The organism is Aeromicrobium tamlense (assembly GCF_013408555.1).
GTDB classification, from domain to species: Bacteria; Actinomycetota; Actinomycetes; order Propionibacteriales; family Nocardioidaceae; genus Aeromicrobium; species Aeromicrobium tamlense.
On record NZ_JACBZN010000001.1, the window covers coordinates 423,498 to 439,891 of the forward strand.

16 protein-coding genes and 1 tRNA gene are annotated in these 16,394 nt (G+C 70.6%); 13 read left to right on the forward strand and 4 right to left on the reverse strand.

What is annotated here, in order from left to right; genetic code table 11:
- Window positions 1-272: 272 nt before the first annotated feature.
- The 3 genes from BJ975_RS02155 (at window position 273) to BJ975_RS02165 (ending at window position 3,269) form a co-directional block, all read left to right on the forward strand.
- Window positions 273-653 carry a hypothetical protein gene (locus BJ975_RS02155; RefSeq protein ID WP_179423196.1) on the forward strand — a complete coding sequence of 127 codons (381 nt, stop codon included), beginning with the start codon at window positions 273-275 and terminating at the stop codon, window positions 651-653.
- Window positions 650-943: a hypothetical protein gene (locus tag BJ975_RS02160; protein WP_179423198.1), complete on the forward strand. Its 294-nt coding sequence runs from the start codon at window positions 650-652 to the stop codon at window positions 941-943. Before BJ975_RS02155 ends, BJ975_RS02160 begins: the two co-directional genes overlap by 4 nt.
- Window positions 944-1,274: 331 nt before the next feature.
- Window positions 1,275-3,269, forward strand: coding sequence for a thioredoxin domain-containing protein (locus BJ975_RS02165; protein ID WP_179423200.1), 1,995 nt, complete (start codon window positions 1,275-1,277; stop codon window positions 3,267-3,269).
- 171 nt (window positions 3,270-3,440) lie between these two features.
- Here the strand turns inward: BJ975_RS02165 and trhA are convergent, their stop codons facing one another.
- Window positions 3,441-4,139 (reverse strand): PAQR family membrane homeostasis protein TrhA, encoded by a 699-nt coding sequence (gene trhA / locus BJ975_RS02170; protein ID WP_179423202.1) that lies wholly within the window; start codon window positions 4,137-4,139, stop codon window positions 3,441-3,443.
- 87 nt (window positions 4,140-4,226) lie between these two features.
- Between trhA and BJ975_RS02175 the strand changes: the two genes are divergently transcribed.
- Together BJ975_RS02175 and BJ975_RS02180 are read left to right on the forward strand one after the other, a co-directional pair.
- Window positions 4,227-4,988, forward strand: coding sequence for an isoprenyl transferase (locus tag BJ975_RS02175; protein ID WP_179423204.1), 762 nt, complete (start codon window positions 4,227-4,229; stop codon window positions 4,986-4,988).
- Window positions 4,989-5,269: 281 nt separating this feature from the next.
- On the forward strand, window positions 5,270-6,505 hold the full coding sequence (locus tag BJ975_RS02180) for a PhoH family protein (protein WP_179427955.1): 1,236 nt from the start codon (window positions 5,270-5,272) through the stop codon (window positions 6,503-6,505).
- A 60-nt stretch (window positions 6,506-6,565) separates the two neighbouring features.
- On the opposite strand, the gene pepN is transcribed toward BJ975_RS02180, so the two are convergent.
- Window positions 6,566-9,085, reverse strand: a complete 2,520-nt coding sequence (pepN, locus tag BJ975_RS02185; protein WP_179423206.1) for an aminopeptidase N — start codon at window positions 9,083-9,085, stop codon at window positions 6,566-6,568.
- 115 nt (window positions 9,086-9,200) lie between these two features.
- Here pepN and BJ975_RS02190 point away from each other — a divergent pair, with 115 nt between their 5' ends.
- From BJ975_RS02190 to BJ975_RS02220, 7 genes are all read left to right on the forward strand, one after another.
- Window positions 9,201-10,352, forward strand: coding sequence for a glutamate--cysteine ligase (locus BJ975_RS02190; RefSeq protein WP_179423208.1), 1,152 nt, complete (start codon window positions 9,201-9,203; stop codon window positions 10,350-10,352).
- Window positions 10,349-10,957: a mycothiol-dependent nitroreductase Rv2466c family protein gene (locus BJ975_RS02195; protein WP_179423210.1), complete on the forward strand. Its 609-nt coding sequence runs from the start codon at window positions 10,349-10,351 to the stop codon at window positions 10,955-10,957. Before BJ975_RS02190 ends, BJ975_RS02195 begins: the two co-directional genes overlap by 4 nt.
- A gap of 163 nt (window positions 10,958-11,120) precedes the next feature.
- The gene (locus BJ975_RS02200; protein ID WP_179423212.1) at window positions 11,121-12,725 is read left to right on the forward strand and encodes a CDP-glycerol glycerophosphotransferase family protein; all 1,605 of its coding nucleotides are present in this window, start codon (window positions 11,121-11,123) and stop codon (window positions 12,723-12,725) included.
- Between the two features lie 22 nt (window positions 12,726-12,747).
- Window positions 12,748-13,203: a ribose-5-phosphate isomerase gene (locus BJ975_RS02205; protein WP_179423214.1), complete on the forward strand. Its 456-nt coding sequence runs from the start codon at window positions 12,748-12,750 to the stop codon at window positions 13,201-13,203.
- A 27-nt stretch (window positions 13,204-13,230) separates the two neighbouring features.
- Window positions 13,231-14,043, forward strand: a complete 813-nt coding sequence (locus BJ975_RS02210; protein ID WP_179423215.1) for an Fpg/Nei family DNA glycosylase — start codon at window positions 13,231-13,233, stop codon at window positions 14,041-14,043.
- A gap of 9 nt (window positions 14,044-14,052) precedes the next feature.
- Complete coding sequence (locus BJ975_RS17050; RefSeq protein ID WP_179423217.1) at window positions 14,053-15,168, forward strand: PP2C family protein-serine/threonine phosphatase; 1,116 nt, start codon at window positions 14,053-14,055, stop codon at window positions 15,166-15,168.
- A 34-nt stretch (window positions 15,169-15,202) separates the two neighbouring features.
- Entirely contained in the window at window positions 15,203-15,403 is a 201-nt protein-coding gene (locus BJ975_RS02220) for a hypothetical protein (protein ID WP_179423219.1), read from the forward strand.
- A gap of 14 nt (window positions 15,404-15,417) precedes the next feature.
- Here the strand turns inward: BJ975_RS02220 and BJ975_RS02225 are convergent.
- Window positions 15,418-15,493 (reverse strand) — tRNA-Gly (locus BJ975_RS02225).
- Between the two features lie 46 nt (window positions 15,494-15,539).
- Complete coding sequence (locus BJ975_RS02230) at window positions 15,540-16,088, reverse strand: nucleoside/nucleotide kinase family protein (protein ID WP_179423221.1); 549 nt, start codon at window positions 16,086-16,088, stop codon at window positions 15,540-15,542.
- 61 nt (window positions 16,089-16,149) lie between these two features.
- Between BJ975_RS02230 and BJ975_RS02235 the strand changes: the two genes are divergently transcribed.
- A complete protein-coding gene (locus tag BJ975_RS02235; protein ID WP_179423223.1) occupies window positions 16,150-16,392 on the forward strand; it encodes a MoaD/ThiS family protein in 243 nt (80 codons plus the stop codon).
- Window positions 16,393-16,394: the final 2 nt, after the last annotated feature.

The following is a 16,394-nucleotide window of genomic DNA, read 5'->3' on the forward strand; positions in this document are numbered from 1 at the left end:
CCCTCTCCACTTTTGGAACCGGGTGAACCATGTCGTCTGCGAGAAGGGTTCAAGTCGTTCCAGATGCTCGAGCGACATGGTTATCCACAAGTTGGATCCCTCGTGGTTGGTGAGGAGCGCTCCGCTCGGGATGCTGAGTCCTCGGCAACCGCGTCGGGTGGTTCGCCACACGGGATCGGGGGATTCACATGCGTCTTCACACGTCGGCACCACCAGTCAGCCACGCGGTCAGATTCTTCATCGCGGCACTCTCCGTCGCCGTAGCGACGAGCGTGGCTGCTCCGGCGCCCGCTCAGGCCGCGGGCGCATGTGGTGATCGCTCCCTGAACTCCATCAAGCGCTATTACCCGACCAAGGCCGGAAGGATCCCACTTCGCTGCGGCTTCCAGAATCACGCCAAGAACAAGGGGTTTGGAGTTCGCCACCTCGAAGCACGTGGACGCTACAACGTCTGGCATCAAGGAATGATCGGTGCAACTCTGGCGACGCCGGCATCGATCGAGCGGGAGGGCACGACGTTCGTGTACCGCAGCAAGTACTTCACAGACTGCGACCCGGTGTATCGCTACAAGGTCATCGTCCAGACGAAGAGAATTGGTGGAACGAAGCTGATGCGAGGCGTGATTACGGCGTACAAGGAGAGACGTTCATGACGAAGCGGGATCTTGCGGCCGAGTTCGAGACTCTCCGACGACGTGTCGAGAAGGTCCGGCGCGGCGACGACAATGGGCCGATCTTGACGATTGAGTCGGTATCGATCCTGTCCGAGTCGCCAGATGTCATCGTCGGCCGCGTGGAGTACGTCGATGAACGAGCTACGGGCCGTCCGCTCAGAACATCGGACTTCGACTACGAGACGCAGAATTTCGCGGTCGAGGGTCCGGAGGACGCAGCTGATCTGCTCCTGGTGAATCTCGAGGAGGAAGTGCTCGCCGTCGACTGACCGTCGGCGGTAGGGTCGCGCCATGTCCCGATGCGTCCGTCACCTACCCCGCCCGCCGTGGCGGGGACGGCTCACGGATCGGAGACACCATGGCGCACTCGCCCCATCGGCAGCACAAGGGCTGCCAGACCTGCAAGCCCCATAAGAACCGTCGTAACGGTCGTGCCGTGCGCGAGCCCTGGGCGGTGCTGCGCACGCTCGGGAAGCGTCGTCGCATCGGACGCAACGAGCTCGGCGACTGACGTGAGCCCGCCGCTCCTCCAGACCAGGCGGGAGGAGCGGCGGCCGCTGAGCAGGTGAGTTCGCTGGCCGTCGCCGGTAGCGTGACGAGGTGGCCAACCGACTCGCTCAGTCCCAGTCGCCGTACCTGCGCCAGCACGCGGAGAACCCCGTGGACTGGTGGGAGTGGGGTGCGGGGGCGCTCGCGGAGGCGGAGCGGCGCGACCTGCCGATCCTGCTGAGCGTCGGGTACGCCGCGTGCCACTGGTGCCACGTCATGGCGCACGAGTCGTTCGAGGATCCCGCGACCGCGGCGTACATGAACGAGCACTTCGTCAACGTGAAGGTCGACCGCGAGGAGCGGCCCGACATCGACGCGGTCTACATGCGCGCGACGCAGGCGATGACCGGGCAGGGCGGCTGGCCCATGACGTGCGTGCTCACCCCGAGCGGCGAGCCGTTCTTCGCCGGGACCTACTTCCCGCCCGAGCCCACCGCCGGGCACCCGGCGTTCAGCCAGGTGCTGCAGGCACTCGCCGACGCGTGGCAGAACCGACGCGACGAGGTGCTCGACTCCGCGAGCCAGGTGCGCAGCTTCCTCGGCGAGACCGACGACTTCGGTGGCGACCCGCTCACGGCCGAGGACCTCGACGCGGCGGCCGCAGCGCTGCTCGGGCAGGCCGACGACGAGGCCGGCGGCTTCGGCGCCGCGCCGAAGTTCCCGCCCTCGATGGTGCTCGAGTTCCTGCTGCGCCAGCACGCCCGCACCGGCGACGAGAAGGTCTGGACCACCGCCAGCCGCACGTTCGAGGCGATGGCCCGCGGCGGCATGTACGACCAGCTCGCCGGCGGCTTCGCCCGCTACAGCGTCGACCGCTTCTGGCGCGTGCCGCACTTCGAGAAGATGCTCTACGACAACGCCCAGCTGCTCCGCGCCTACCTGCACTGGCTGCGCGCCCTGAAGGCCCGCGGCGAGCAGGACCCGAGCCTCGCCCTCGCTGAGCGCGTCTGCCACGAGACCGCCGACTTCATGCTGCGCGAGCTCCTCACCGACGAGGGCGGGCTCGCCTCGGCCCTCGACGCCGACAGCGACGGCCACGAGGGCACCTACTACGTCTGGAACCCGCACCAGCTGATGAAGGCGCTTGGCACGGCCGACGCCGCATGGGCCGTGCAGCTGCTCGGCGTGACCGGAGGCGGCACGTTCGAGCGCGGCCTCTCCACCCTCCAGCTGCAGCAGGACCCCGACGAGCCCGAGCGCTGGGAGCGCGTCAAGCAGCGCCTCCTCGAGGTTCGCGCCGAGCGCACGCGTCCCGCCCGCGACGACAAGGTCGTGTCCGCCTGGAATGCGTACGCGATCACCGCACTCGCCGAGACCGGCATCGCGCTCGAGCGGCCCGAGCTCGTCGACGCCGCCACGCAGGCGGCGACCCTGCTGTGGGACCTGCACGTCGAGCCCGGCTTCGTCCGCACCTCGCTCGGCGGCGTCCGGTCCGAGCACGCCGCGGTGCTCGAGGACCACGGGGCCACGATCGAGGCCTTCGTCGCGGTTCTCGGCGCCACCGGCGATGACCGATGGCTCGACCGCGCGCGCCACGTCGCCGACCGCGCGATCACCCACTTCCGCGCCGACGACGGCGGCTGGTTCGACACCGCCGACGACACCGAGGCACTCCTCGTCCGCCCGCGCGACGCCGCTGACAACGCGCACCCGTCGGGCGCCTCGGCACTCGCGCACGGCCTGCTCGCGCTGGCCGCCGTCACGGGCGACCACGACGTGAGGGCCGCCGCAGTGGCCTGCGTGGAGTCGGCCGCCGCACTGGCCACGGGCGCCCCGCGGTTCGCCGGGTGGACCCTCGCGGCCGCGGAGGCGCTGCTCGACGGGCCCGCCGAGATCGCCGTCGTGGGCGAGGTCGGCGGACCGATGCACCGCGCCGCCCTCGCGCTCCTGTCACCGGGCGCCGTCGTCGCGGCCACCGAGGCGGGATCGTCGGTGCCGTTGTTCGAGGGCCGTGAGGCGATCGACGGGAGGCCGACGGCCTACGTGTGCCGCGACTTCGTGTGCGCGCTCCCGGTCACCGACCCGGAGGCACTGGTCCGTCGGTAGGACGTGGCGCCGCGCCCCACTCGACTTTTGTGACGCGTTTCGCCCGTCGGCGACCGTCTGAGCCGAAAAGCGTCACAGAAGTGGGGACGGGCGTCACGAAAGTTGACTCCGGGGGAGTCGGGATCCGGGCGGGTCGGCGAATCGCGGGAGCCCGGCCTCGACTCCGCGAACTCAGGAGTTGTAGACGAGGAAGCTGACGCCGATGTAGTGCACGATGAACGCCGCGATCGTGAAGACGTGGAACACCTCGTGATAGCCGAACCAGCGGGGGCTGGGGTCGGGCCACTGGAAGGCGTAGACCAGCGCACCGAGGGTGTACAGCGCGCCGCCGACGCACAGCATCACGAACACGACGGTGGACGCCGCCGCGTAGAAGTCCGGCAGATAGAGGAGCGCTGCCCACCCCAACGCCAGGTACAGCGGCACGTAGACCCAGCGCGGGGCCGTCATCCAGAAGACCTTGAACAGCACACCGAGCAGTGCGCCACCCCACACCAGCGTGAGCAGCGTGAGCATGTCCCTCTTGTCCAGCAGCAACAGGGAGAAGGGGGTGTACGACCCGGCGATCATCACGAAGATGTTCGAGTGGTCGAGCCGGCGGAGCACGCGCTTGGCCCGCTCGCGCCAGGGCACCGTGTGGTAGACGGCGCTGACCCCGAAGAGCAGCAGAGCGCTGACCATGAAGACCGCGGCGCCGGCGCGAGCGGCGCGACTGTCGGCCAGCACCAACATCACCAGGAACGAGATCAGCGCCAGGGGAGCGGTGGCGGCGTGCAGCCAGCCGCGAAGCTTGGGCTTGATCTCGTCGACGGTCTCGCGCAGGCGCTCACCGACATCGTCGACGAGGGTCTCGTGCTTGGGGGGCGCCATGCCCTGATTCTAGTGCGGTCCCGGTCAGCGGCGAATCGGACGACCACGTGACGGTCGTCCCACGCGGGCGGCGCGTACTCTGGCGGCATGCCGGTCAGTGACCTCATCTACGGGGCGTACGAGCGTCGCCTCGCCAAGGGGCTCGATCCCGCGCAGCTGCCGCGCCACGTGGGCGCGATCGTCGACGGCAACCGCCGCTGGGCCAAGGGCGCGGGCGCCGGCGTCGACCTGGGCTACCAGGCCGGTGCGGACAAGATCACCGAGTTCCTCGGCTGGTGCGACGAGCTCGGCGTCGAGATCGTCACCCTGTGGCTGCTGTCAACGGACAACCTGCGCCGCCCCGCCGACGAGCTGTCGGCCCTGCTGGTCGTCATCGAGCGCCTCGTGGAGGACCTCGCGTCGCTCGGCTACCGGCTGCGCCTCATCGGCAACCTCGACATGCTCCCCGCCGAGTCCGCCGCGCGGATGAAGCGGGCCGCCGACCTGACCGTCGACCACGAGGGCGCGCTCTCGGTCAACGTGTGCGTCGGCTACGGCGGCCGCCAGGAGCTCACCGACGCGATGCGCTCCCTGCTGCTGGAGCAGGCCGCCGCCGGCCGCACCCTCGAGGACGTCGCCTCCACGCTCGAGGTCGACCACATCGCCGAGCACCTGTACACGAAGGGCCAGCCCGACCCCGACCTCGTCATCCGCACGTCGGGCGAGCAGCGGCTGAGCGGCTTCCTGCTGTGGCAGAGCGTCCACTCCGAGTTCTACTTCTGCGACGCGATGTGGCCGGCGTTCCGCCGCGTCGACTTCCTGCGAGCCATGCGTTCCTACGCCGCGCGCGAGCGCCGCTTCGGCGGCTGACTCCCGGCCGCGCAGCGTTCACACGAACGTCATCGACACGCCGGAAGCGTTACCCGATCCTGTCGGACGCCGGTCGTACTTTCGGGGTGTGCCCATGCTCGAACCCGAGCCCTTCTCCCGGAAGGCTCAGGCCCCCACCCACTAGTGAGGGCTGGGCGCCGGGCGCGCGCGTGGCTCTCGAGGAGATTGCCGTGGCTGCTTCGAAGAGCGTGACTCCGCCCCGCCCCGATCACCGGACCTACGTCCTCGACACGAGCGTCCTGCTGGCCGATCCGGCCGCCATGCAGCGCTTCGGCGAGCACGAGGTCGTGATCCCGGTCGTCGTCATCACGGAGCTGGAGGCCAAGCGCCACCATCCCGAGCTCGGGTACTTCGCCCGCAACGCGCTGCGATTCCTCGACGACCTGCGGGTCCAGCACGGCACGATCGACGTCCCGATGCCGGTCGGCGACGAGGGCGGGACCCTGCGGGTCGAGCTCAACCACACCGACGCCTCGTCGCTGCCGTCGGGATTCCGCCTCGGCGACAACGACACCCGGATCCTGTCGGTCGCGCGCAACCTTGCCAACGAGGGCCACGACGTCGTGCTGGTCTCGAAGGACCTGCCGATGCGCGTGAAGGCCTCGGCCGTCGGCCTCACCGCCGAGGAGTACCGGGCCGAGTGGGCGCTGGAGACCGGCTGGACCGGCATGACCGAGATCGAGGTGGACTCGGTCGACCTCGACGAGCTCTACGAGGACGGCACGATCGACCTCGAGGCCGCCCGCGAGCTGCCGTGCCACACCGGCCTGGTGCTGCTGTCGGACAAGGGGAGCGCGCTCGGCCGCGTCACGCCGGACAAGCAGGTGCGGCTCGTCCGAGGCGACCGCGACGCGTTCGGCATCCACGGCCGTTCGGCCGAGCAGCGGGTCGCGCTCGACCTCCTGCTCGATCCCGACGTCGGCATCGTCTCGCTCGGAGGTCGCGCCGGCACCGGCAAGTCGGCGCTCGCCATCTGCGCCGGCCTCGAGGCCGTCATGGAGCGCCGCCAGCACCAGAAGGTGATCGTGTTCCGGCCGCTGTACGCCGTGGGCGGCCAGGAGCTCGGCTACCTGCCCGGCAGCTCCGACGAGAAGATGGGCCCGTGGGCGCAGGCCGTGTTCGACACCCTCGGCGCCGTCGCCTCACCGCACGTGGTGGAGGAGATCGTCGACCGCCAGATGCTGGAGGTGCTGCCGCTCACGCACATCCGCGGCCGCTCGCTGCACGACGCGTTCGTCATCGTCGACGAGGCGCAGTCTCTGGAGCGCAACGTGCTGCTGACGGTGCTCTCGCGGATCGGCGCGAACTCCAAGGTGGTGCTGACGCACGACGTCGCGCAGCGCGACAACCTCCGCGTGGGTCGCTACGACGGCATCGTCGCGGTGGTCGAGAAGCTCAAGGGCCACCCGCTGTTCTCGCACGTCACGCTCACCCGGTCGGAGCGCTCGCCCGTGGCGGCGCTGGTGACCGAGATGCTGGAGGACGTGACGCTCTGAGCGACCGTCAGGCGGCCGTGCCGAGACCTCTCGAGATCTCGGCGCGGCCGCCGTCCCATGTCAGTTGACGGCGCGGGCCGCGAGGGCGCGGCGCAGGTCGTCGCGACCCTCGAGCACGTAGCGGCGCGCGGCCGCGGGAGCCGAGGTGGACTCGAGCCACGCATCCACCTTGGCGAGTGCGTCGGCCGAAGGGTTCGCCAGCGGGAACAGGTGGATCAGCGCGTTCTGGCCGATCCACACGCCCATCTGGTCGATGACCGTGTCGGCCATCTCGAGGTAGCGGTCGACGTAGGGCGCGAGCAGCTCGGCCTGGCCGGGCACCTGGAAGCCCTCCGCGATCTGGCGGCGGGTCTCGTTGGGCGTGGACGCGTCCTCGACGACCTTGCGCCACGCCTCGGCCTTGGCCTCGGCGACGGGACGACGAGCCCTGGCGCCGGCCGCGTTCTCGCGACCCTGGTTGGTGTCGTCGCGCGCCAGCTCGGCGTCGATCTCGGCCTCGTCCACGTCGCCCAGGCGGGCGAGCCCGCGGATCAGGGTCCAGCGCAGGTCGGCGTCGACCTCGAGCCCCTTGACCGAGCCGCCCAGCACGTCGCGCAGGCGGTCGGGGGTGGTGGCCGCGGCCGCCAGCGCGCGGGCGAACGCGAGCTGGTGGTCGCTGCCGGGCTCGGCCGCGGCCAGCAGCTCGGCCACGCCCTGCTCCCAGCGGCGCGCCAGCTCGACGCGCTGCTCGTCGGACGTGAACAGGCTGATCGCCGACTGCGCCTGGCGCAGCAGGGACGACACGGCCGTGAGGTCGGACTCGGTGCCGACGCCCGCCAGCACGAGGTCGACGAACGACGCCGACGGCAGCTCGGCGTCGCGCGTCATGTCCCACGCCGAGCCCCAGCACAGCGCCCGCGGCAGCGAGTCCGCGAACGTGGCGATGCCCGCCAGCAGGGTGTCGAACGATCCCTCGTCGAGGCGGATCTTCGCGTAGGTGAGGTCGTCGTCGTTGAGCAGGATCAGGTCGGGACGACGCTGGTCGACGAGCTCGGTGATCGACGTGCTCTCGCCCCGGACGTCGGTCTCGATGCGCTCGGTGCGCACGAGACGGCCGTCCTCGCCGCGGTCGTACAGGCCGATCGCGATGCGGTGGCGGCGCAGCGTGGGGTACTCCTCGGTGGCGGTCTGCACGACGTCGAAGCGGGTGAACCGGCCGTCGGCGTCGACGTCGAAGTCGGCGCGCAGCGTGTTGACGCCGGAGGTCTGCAGCCACTCCGCGGCCCAGCTGTCGAGCTCGCGGCCCGAGGCCTCGGACAGCTCGGCGAGCAGGTCGGTCAGCTCGGTGTTCCCGTAGGCGTACTTCGTGAAGTACGCGCGCAGCCCGGCGAAGAAGTCGTCCTCGCCGACCCACGCCACCAGCTGCTTGAGCGCCGAGGCGCCCTTGGCGTAGGTGATGCCGTCGAAGTTCGCCTCGACCGCGTGCAGGTCGTAGTTGTCCGCGGCGATCGGGTGCGTGGTGGGCAGCTGGTCCTGGCGGTAGGCCCAGTTCTTGCGGCTGTTGGTGAAGCCGGTCCAGGCCTCGGTGAAGCGCGTGGCCTTCACCGAGGAGTGGTGCGCCGCGAACTCGGCGAACGACTCGTTGAGCCACAGGTCGTCCCACCACTTCATGGTGACGAGGTCGCCGAACCACATGTGGGCCATCTCGTGCAGGATCGTGTTCGCGCGCTGCTCGTAGGCCGAGACCGTCTGGCGGCTGCGGAAGATCATCTCGTCGCGGAAGGTCACGCAGCCCGCGTTCTCCATCGCGCCCATGTTGTACTCCGGCACGAAGAGCTGGTCGTACTTGCCGAAGGGGTAGCCCATCTGGAACGCGCCCTCGAAGAACTCGAAGCCCTGCTTGGTGATGAGCAGGATGTCGTCGGCATCGAGGTACGGCACGAGCGACTGGCGGCAGAACACGCCGAGGGGGATCTGGCCGTACTCGCCGGCGTAGGTGTCGCGCACCTCGTGGTAGTCGCCGGCGACCAGCGCGGTGATGTAGGTGCTCATCGTCTTCGTGGGCTCGAAGTGCCACACGGCGCTGCCCCCGTCGAGCACGACCGGCTCGGGCGTGGGGGAGTTGGAGACGACCTTCCAGTGCGCCGGCGCGGTGACGTGGCAGGTGAACTGCGCCTTGAGGTCGGGCTGCTCGAACGTGGCGAACACGCGGCGGGCGTCCGGCACCTCGAACTGCGTGTAGAGGTACACCTTGTCGTCGGTGGGGTCGACGAAGCGGTGCAGGCCCTCGCCGGAGTGCGAGTACAGGCACGTGCCCGTGACGACGAGCTCGTTCTGCGCCTCGAGCCCATCGATCGCGATGCGGCTGTCGGCGTAGGCCGACAGGTCGAGCTCGCGACCGTTGAGCGTGATCGAGGTCAGCTCGCCGTCGACCAGGTCGACGAACGTGGCCGAACCGGGCTGGGCGGCGAAGGTCAGGGTGGTGACCGAGCCGAAGCGCTCGCCGTCCAGGGTGAGGTCGAGCTGCACGTCGTACTGGGGGTCGGAGACGACGGTCGCGCGCTGGCGGGCTTCTTCGCGGGTGAGGTTGGTACCGGGCATGGTGCCCACTCTTGCACTGGGCACCCCCACTGTCACAGTCAGGCCGCGGCACGATCTGGGTCACACGGGGCGCTTTCGTCGCGGCATGGTCCGACGAGTCGTGCAGGATGGAGGAATGCACATCCCCTTCGCCGCCTCCGAGCGATCGACGATCGGAGTCGAGTGGGAGCTGGCGCTGGTCGACCAGGACTCCGGCGACCTGCGCCAGGTGGCCCAGACGGTGCTCGACGCCGTCGCTCCGGGGAACGGCGAGGACCACCCGCACATCAAGCAGGAGCTGCTCCTCAACACCGTCGAGGTCGTCACCGGCGTGTGCCGCACGGTGCGCGAGGCCACCGACGATCTCGGCCGCAGCATCGAGCGGCTGCGCGAGGTCACCGACCCGCTGCGGGTCGAGCTGATGTGCGCCGGCACGCACCCCTTCGCCCGGTGGACCCAGCAGAAGGTCACCGACAAGGAGCGCTACGCCACCCTGATCGACCGCACCCAGTGGTGGGGCCGCCAGATGCTCATCTACGGCGTCCACGTGCACGTCGGCATCGAGGACCGCGACAAGGTGCTGCCGATCAGCCGCGCGATGCTCACGCACTACGGCCACTTCCTGGCGCTCAGCGCCTCCAGCCCGTTCTGGGGCGGCCAGGACACCGGCTACGCCTCGAACCGCGCCCTCATGTTCCAGCAGCTGCCCACCGCGGGCCTGCCGTTCCAGTTCGACCAGTGGCACGAGCTCGAGCAGTACGTCGACGACATGATGCACACCGGCGTGATCGACCACTTCGACGAGATCCGCTGGGACATCCGGCCGTCGCCGAAGTTCGGCACCCTCGAGATGCGCATCTGCGACGGCATCCCCACGATGTCCGAGCTGGCCAGCATCGCCGCCCTCACGCACTGCCTCGTCGAGTTCCACTCGCGCGAGCTCGACGCAGGGCGCGAGCTGCCGTCGATCCCGTCGTGGTTCGTGCAGGAGAACAAGTGGCGCGCCGCGCGGTACGGCATGGACGCGATCCTCATCCTCGACCGCGACGCCCGCGAGGAGCTCGTCACCGACGACCTCGAGCGCCTGCTGGTCCAGCTCGAGCCCGTCGCGGCCGACCTCGACTGCACCGAGGAGCTGCAGGGGATCCGCGACATCATGCGGGCCGGCGGCGCCTCCTACCAGCGTCAGCGCGCCGTGGCCGCCCAGAACCGCGGCGAGCTCGACGCCGTGGTCGCCTCGCTGGTGGAGGAAATGCGGGAGGGTCATCCGGTGTTGGACCGGACATGACCACCACCGAGACCGTCGACCTCTGGTTCGACCCGCTCTGCCCCTGGGCCTGGATGACCTCCCGCTGGATGCTCGAGGTCGAGAAGGTCCGTCCCGTCCGCACCTCCTTCCACGTCATGAGCCTGTCCGTGCTCAACGAGGACAAGGACGTGCCGCAGGAGTACAAGGACATGATCGAGCGCGGGTGGGGCCCGGTGCGCCTGGCGATCGCGGCCGAGCAGCAGCACGGCAACGAGGTGCTGCGTGACCTCTACACGGCGCTCGGCACCCGTCGCCACAACGAAGGTCGTGAGTTCGACCGCGCGATGTACGAGGAGGCGCTGGCCGAGGCCGGTCTGCCCGTCGAGCTCGCGGATGCGGCCGACGACAGTTCGCTCGACGACGCCGTGCGCGCCTCGCACAACGACGGCATCGACCGCGTCGGCCAGGAGGTCGGCACGCCCGTCATCGCGATCGGCGACACCGCGTTCTTCGGCCCGGTCGTCTCGCCGGCGCCCAAGGGCGAGCAGGCCGGCACCGTGTTCGACGGCGCCCGCGCCCTCGCGTCCTACGACGGCTTCTTCGAGCTCAAGCGCACGCGCACGCGGGAGCCGATCTTCGACTGAGGCCCTCGCGCCGCCTCGGCCGCCCGTGCCGACCCAACCCCCGACTTTTGTGACGAGATTCGGTCGAGAAGCCTCAGACCATCCGCAAGCCGTCACAAAAGTTGGGCGAGGGGCGCGGGAGAGGGGCGCCGGGGCCCGCGGTCCAAGCGCTAGGTTGGGTGCGATGTCGACATTGCTGGAGCGGGTGCGCCGACGCCGCGACCGCTGGCTCGACGACGTGCGTCACCGCTTCCGCACCGACGTCCCCACCCGAGACCGCTGGTTCGCCGGCTCCACCGCCGCGATCGTCCTCGTCGCCGTGGTGGCCGTTCTGGTGCGCGTGGCGCTCGACGGATCGCTGCTCGCCGGCGTGGCCGCCGCGGTGGTCGGCGCCCTGCTGGTGCGCGCCGCGATGCTGCGCCCGGCCACGCCGCCGCACGTCCACGGCCTTCCGGGAGTGCCCGAGCCCGAGACGTGCCCCGCTCCCGACCCGCCCGACCGCGGCCCCTTCGTGGTCGCCGTGCGCTGGCTCGGAGCTGTGCTGGCCCTCGCCGTCGCCTTCGCGCCGACCGCCGTGGTCCTCCTCCTGCTCGTGCTGCTGGCCGCGGCCGCGACGCCGGTGCTGGCCGACAAGCTCGTCCTCTGGCGGGCCCGCCGCACGCTCCGTCGCGCGCTCGCGGACTTCGAGCCCCGCTTCGCCCTCGGCTACGGCGGCTACGGCGGCGGCCCCATCCACGTCGGGATGTGGGAGTCGCACCTGCTGGCGTCGGGCGACCGCGGCGTCATCGTCGGCCTGCGCAGCCACTACTGCGCCGAGCTGCGGGCCGCGATCCAGCCACGGATGCCGTGGATCTCCGCCGGCTCCGACGTCCTCGGAGACATGCGGGTCCTCACGGTGCCGAGCCTCACGACCTTCTTCTACGTGCACAACGCCCCCGGCCACCTCAAGCTCATCGGCATCCGCTCGGTGCGCCACGTGTGGCTCGGCCACGGTGACTCCGACAAGTCCGGCAGCCACCACTCGCGCCACCAGCGGTTCGACGTGCTGGTCGCGTCGGGCGAGGCCGCCGTCGAGCGCTATGCCCGGCACGGTGTGGAGATCCCGCGCGAGCGCTTCGTGCTGCTGGGCCGCCCCCAGTCGGGCGACGTCCTGCCCGCCTCCACGCCCGTCACCGAGGTCGCACGACCCACGGTGCTCTACGCGCCCACGTGGATCGGCAACGGCAGCATGACCGACTTCTCGTCCATGAAGGTGGCCGACCGGATCCTGCGCGCCCTGCTCGACGCCGGCGCCGACGTCGTGTTCCGGCCGCACCCGGTGTTCCTGCGCGACCCGTACTGGTCGAAGCGTCTCGTCGAGCTGAACGCGATCCTGCAGGCCGACCACGACGACCGCGCCACGCCGGGGCGTCACGTGTGGGGTGAGCAAGCGGTCCGCGAGTGGTCGATCGCCGAGTGCATGAACAGCGTCGACGCGCTGGTGTCCGACGTGTCCAGCGTCGTCTCGGACTGGCTCGCCTCGGCCAAGCCGTACCTGATGGTGAGCATGGTCCACGATCTCGACGAGTTCGTCGACGCGGTCCCCGTGGCCGCGGGCGCGTACGTCGTCGACCGCGACCTCACGGGCCTGCCCGAGGTGCTCGACGAGATGCTGCACCGCGACCCGCTGGCCGAGCGCCGGCGCGAGCTGAAGGTGCGCGTGCTAGGCGAGTTCGAGGGCGACGAGTCCGCCCGGGCCTTCGCCGCGTGGGTGCACGAGATGGCCCACACGCCGATGGTCCGGGGCTGACCCCACCTGCGAGAATGGCCGCATGCGCGTCCACCTCGGTGCCGATCACGCCGGCTACGAACTCAAGAACCACCTCGTCACCTGGCTGCAGGAGCACGGGCACGAGCCCGTCGACCACGGCGCCCACGCCTACGACGAGCTCGACGACTACCCGCCGTTCTGCATCGACGCCGCCCAGGGTGTCGTCGACGACCCGGGCTCGCTCGGCATCGTCATCGGCGGCTCGGGCAACGGCGAGCAGATCGCCGCGAACAAGGTCCCCGGCATCCGCTGCGCGCTGACCTGGAGCGTCGAGACCGCCCAGCTCGCCCGCCAGCACAACAACGCCCAGGTCATGGGCATCGGCGCGCGCATGCACACGGTCGAGGAGGCCGAGCAGATCGTCGAGGCGTTCCTCACCACCGAGTGGAGCCAGGCCGACCGCCACCAGCGCCGCATCGACCTGCTCGCCGAGTACGAGGAGAAGGGCAGCCTGTGAGGAACGGGCACGGGCAGGTCGAGCTCCGTGCCTGAGGGTCACACCCTCCACCGGCTCGCGCTCGACCTGACCGGCACGTTCGGAGGAAAGAGCGTGCGGTCGACCAGCCCGCAGGGCCGCTTCGAGGCGGCGGCAGGGCTCGACGGCCGCGAGCTCGTCGAGGCCACGGCACACGGCAAGCACCTGTTCGTCGCCTTCTCCGGCACCGAGCAACAGGCGCACGTGCACCTCGGCCTGTACGGGTCGTTCGCGTTCGTCGAGGACCCCGAGCCCCCGGTCGTCGGCCAAGTCCGCTGGAGATTGGCCTCCGACCGCGTCACCGCCGACCTGCGCGGCCCCACGGCCTGCGAGCTGCTCACGCCCGGCGAGGTCGAGGCCGTGCTGGCCCGCCTCGGCGAGGACCCGCTCGACCCGGACGCCGACGTCGAGCGCGCCGCCGCGCTGGTGGCGCGCTCGCGGGCGCCGATCGCCACGCTGTTGATGGACCAGCGCGTCATCGCCGGCGTCGGCAACGTCTACCGCGCCGAGGTCCTCTTCCGTCACCGCCTCGACCCGAAGACGCCGGGGCGCGACCTGCGGCCCAGCACGTTCCTCGCCATCTGGTCCGACCTGGTCGACCTGATGGGGGAGGGCGTGCGCACCGGACGCATCGACACGGTGCGTCCCGAGCATGAGCCCGAGGCCATGGGACGGCCGCCGCGCGAGGACGATCACGGTGGCGAGGTCTACGTCTACCGGCGCGACGGACGTCCTTGTCACGTCTGCGGGACCAAGGTCCGCACCGAGGTTCTGGCCGCCAGAAACCTGTTCTGGTGTCCGCGCTGCCAGCGGCGCCGATAAGGTCGGTCCGTGAGCACGGTGCGAGGCCTCAGACGCGACCCGGTCGGTCGCTATCTGTCCTCGAACGCCCGCGAATGGCGCTCGGGCTCCAAGGACGGACAGATGGCGGTCCTGGCGGCCCTGCTGCTGGTCACCGTCGTCATGTTCATCGTGAGCCTGACCTGGTACGCGATCATGCCCAGCACGATGTTCATCCTGCCGATCATCGTGGGCGGGATGCTGCTGCAGTGGTGGCCCCAGGCCTCGCTGACGTTCATCGTGCTGTTCGCCGCCACGGTGTCGTCCTTGGTCTACACGCTCGACAGCGGCTGGAACTCCGCCCGTCCGGCGTCGTTGCTGGCCGTGTACATCGGCGCCGGCATCCTGCTCTACAGCTCGTCGCGCACCCGCTCCGGTCTCCCCGCCGCGCTGGGCGAGGCGATGCTGATGGAGCTGCGCGACCGCCTGCAGGCCCAGGGCGCCGTGCCGAAGCTGCCCGAGGGCTGGGTCAGCGAGTCGGCGATGGAGTCGGCCGGCTCGGCCAAGTTCGCCGGTGACTTCCTCGTCGCCAACCTGTCCAAGGACGAGAAGTACCTCGAGATGGTCCTCGTCGACGTGTGCGGCAAGGGCGTCTCCGCGGGCACCCAGTCGCTGCAGCTCGCGGGAGCTCTCGGCGGTCTGATCGGCTCGCTGCCGCCCGTGGGCCTGTTCGCCGCGGGCAACGACTACCTGCTGCGCCAGTCGTGGGACGAGGGCTTCGCCACCGCCGTCCACGTGCTCGTCAACCTCGAGACCGGCGGCTACGAGCTGCTCAACGCGGGCCACCCGCCGGCGATGCAGTGGAAGCCCGACCAGCAGGAGTGGACCGTCACCGGCGCCCGCGGCCTGGCGCTCGGCATCATCGACCGGCCCGAGTTCCGCGGGTCCACCGGCGTGATCGAGCCGGGCGAGGCGCTGATGTTCTACACCGACGGCGTCGTTGAGACCCGCACGCTCGACCTCGCGGTCGGCATCGAGTGGCTCCGGGGCGCGGCGAGGATCGCGATCAGCCAGGGCATGGACGGCGCCCCCGCGCGCATCCTCGGCCAGACCGAGCCCGGCGAGGACGACCGCGCCGTGCTGATCCTGCATCGGCTGCCGGACTGACTCGCCCGTCGTGACCGGGTCGTAGGGTGCTGGCATGGACGACACCCCGCGCGCGCCGCTCTCCTCGTGGGCCCTGCTGGTCACGTGCGTGGCCGTGCTGCTGATGGGCGTGTTCATCCTGACCAGCACGAGCGACCCCGAGAAGGGCTGGGTGTTCGTGGTGTTCGGCGGCGCCTGGATCGCGTTCCTGGCGGTGCGGGCCGTCGTGGCCCTCGTGCGGCGGCCGCGGGACTGATCCCGCGGCGGCGGTGGAGCGGACGACGAGATTCGAACTCGCAACATCCTGCTTGGAAGGCAGGGACTCTAGCCATTGAGTTACGTCCGCGCGGCGCCGGAGCGCCACGTCCATGATGCCACAGACCCCGTCGGCGTCAGGCACCCGTCGACACGATGAGGTCGGCGACCTCGCGGGTGTGGTCCGAGGCGAGGTACTCCTCCTCCTGCGCGGCCCATACGTCCCACCACGGCTCGTAGGTCGCGCCGTCGCGGGCGAGCGCCCGCTCTCGACGCTGGTCCTCGGGCGCCTCGAGCCAGACCAGGTGGCTGAGGAACGGGCGCAGCACGGTGGCACCGGCGCCGACGCCCTCGATGATCAGCTCGGGGGTCGGCCGCAGCGAGAGCCACCTGCCCGGCTCGTCGCGCTCCCAGTTCCACAGCCGGGCGCGGCCGACCTCGCCGATGGCCAGGTCCGCGAGCAGGGCGCGCACCATCGCGGGGGTGCGCGCGAGGCCGTGCCAGCCGGGGTAGAGCCGCTCGAGGTGCAGGATCGGCGCACCGGTCAGGTCGGCGACGTCGAGGGCCAGCGCCGTCTTGCCCGAGCCGCTGCGTCCGTCGATCGCGATGACGCGGGTGACGCCGCACACCGGGGCTCGCCCGCGGGCCCGCTCGACGAGGAGCTCGGGAAGGCTGGAACGGCTCACCGAGTCGACGCTACCCGCTCGCCGGATCGTGGCCAGCCCTCGCGGAGGTTAGTTTGGCTGCATGCAACCGGTCCGAGTGCGCCTGTTCGCCGCCGCCCGCGAGGCCGCGGAACTCTCCGAGACGACGTCCGAGGCCGCCACGATCGGCGAGCTGCTCGATGACCTCTCGCGGCGCTTCACCGACCTCGGGCCGGTGCTGACGCGCTGCTCGGTGCTGTTGGAGGGCACGCGCACGACCGAGCGCTCCACCCCGATCCCCGAGGGCGGCACCGTGGACGTCCTCCCGCCCTACGCCGGGGGCTGAGC

Bases quoted from the DNA above. Each gene is read 5' to 3' on its own strand.
- BJ975_RS02205 (WP_179423214.1), top strand. From the start codon at position 12,748: ATGCGCGTCCACCTCGGTGCCGATCACGCCGGCTACGAACTCAAGAAC.
- BJ975_RS02160 (WP_179423198.1), top strand. From the start codon at position 650: ATGACGAAGCGGGATCTTGCGGCCGAGTTCGAGACTCTCCGACGACGT.
- BJ975_RS02235 (WP_179423223.1), top strand. From the start codon at position 16,150: ATGCAACCGGTCCGAGTGCGCCTGTTCGCCGCCGCCCGCGAGGCCGCG.
- trhA (WP_179423202.1), bottom strand. From the start codon at position 4,139: ATGGCGCCCCCCAAGCACGAGACCCTCGTCGACGATGTCGGTGAGCGC.
- BJ975_RS02220 (WP_179423219.1), top strand. From the start codon at position 15,203: ATGGACGACACCCCGCGCGCGCCGCTCTCCTCGTGGGCCCTGCTGGTC.
- BJ975_RS02180 (WP_179427955.1), top strand. From the start codon at position 5,270: ATGCAGCGCTTCGGCGAGCACGAGGTCGTGATCCCGGTCGTCGTCATC.
- BJ975_RS02195 (WP_179423210.1), top strand. From the start codon at position 10,349: ATGACCACCACCGAGACCGTCGACCTCTGGTTCGACCCGCTCTGCCCC.
- pepN (WP_179423206.1), bottom strand. From the start codon at position 9,085: ATGCCCGGTACCAACCTCACCCGCGAAGAAGCCCGCCAGCGCGCGACC.
- BJ975_RS02190 (WP_179423208.1), top strand. From the start codon at position 9,201: ATGCACATCCCCTTCGCCGCCTCCGAGCGATCGACGATCGGAGTCGAG.
- BJ975_RS02175 (WP_179423204.1), top strand. From the start codon at position 4,227: ATGCCGGTCAGTGACCTCATCTACGGGGCGTACGAGCGTCGCCTCGCC.
- BJ975_RS02200 (WP_179423212.1), top strand. From the start codon at position 11,121: ATGTCGACATTGCTGGAGCGGGTGCGCCGACGCCGCGACCGCTGGCTC.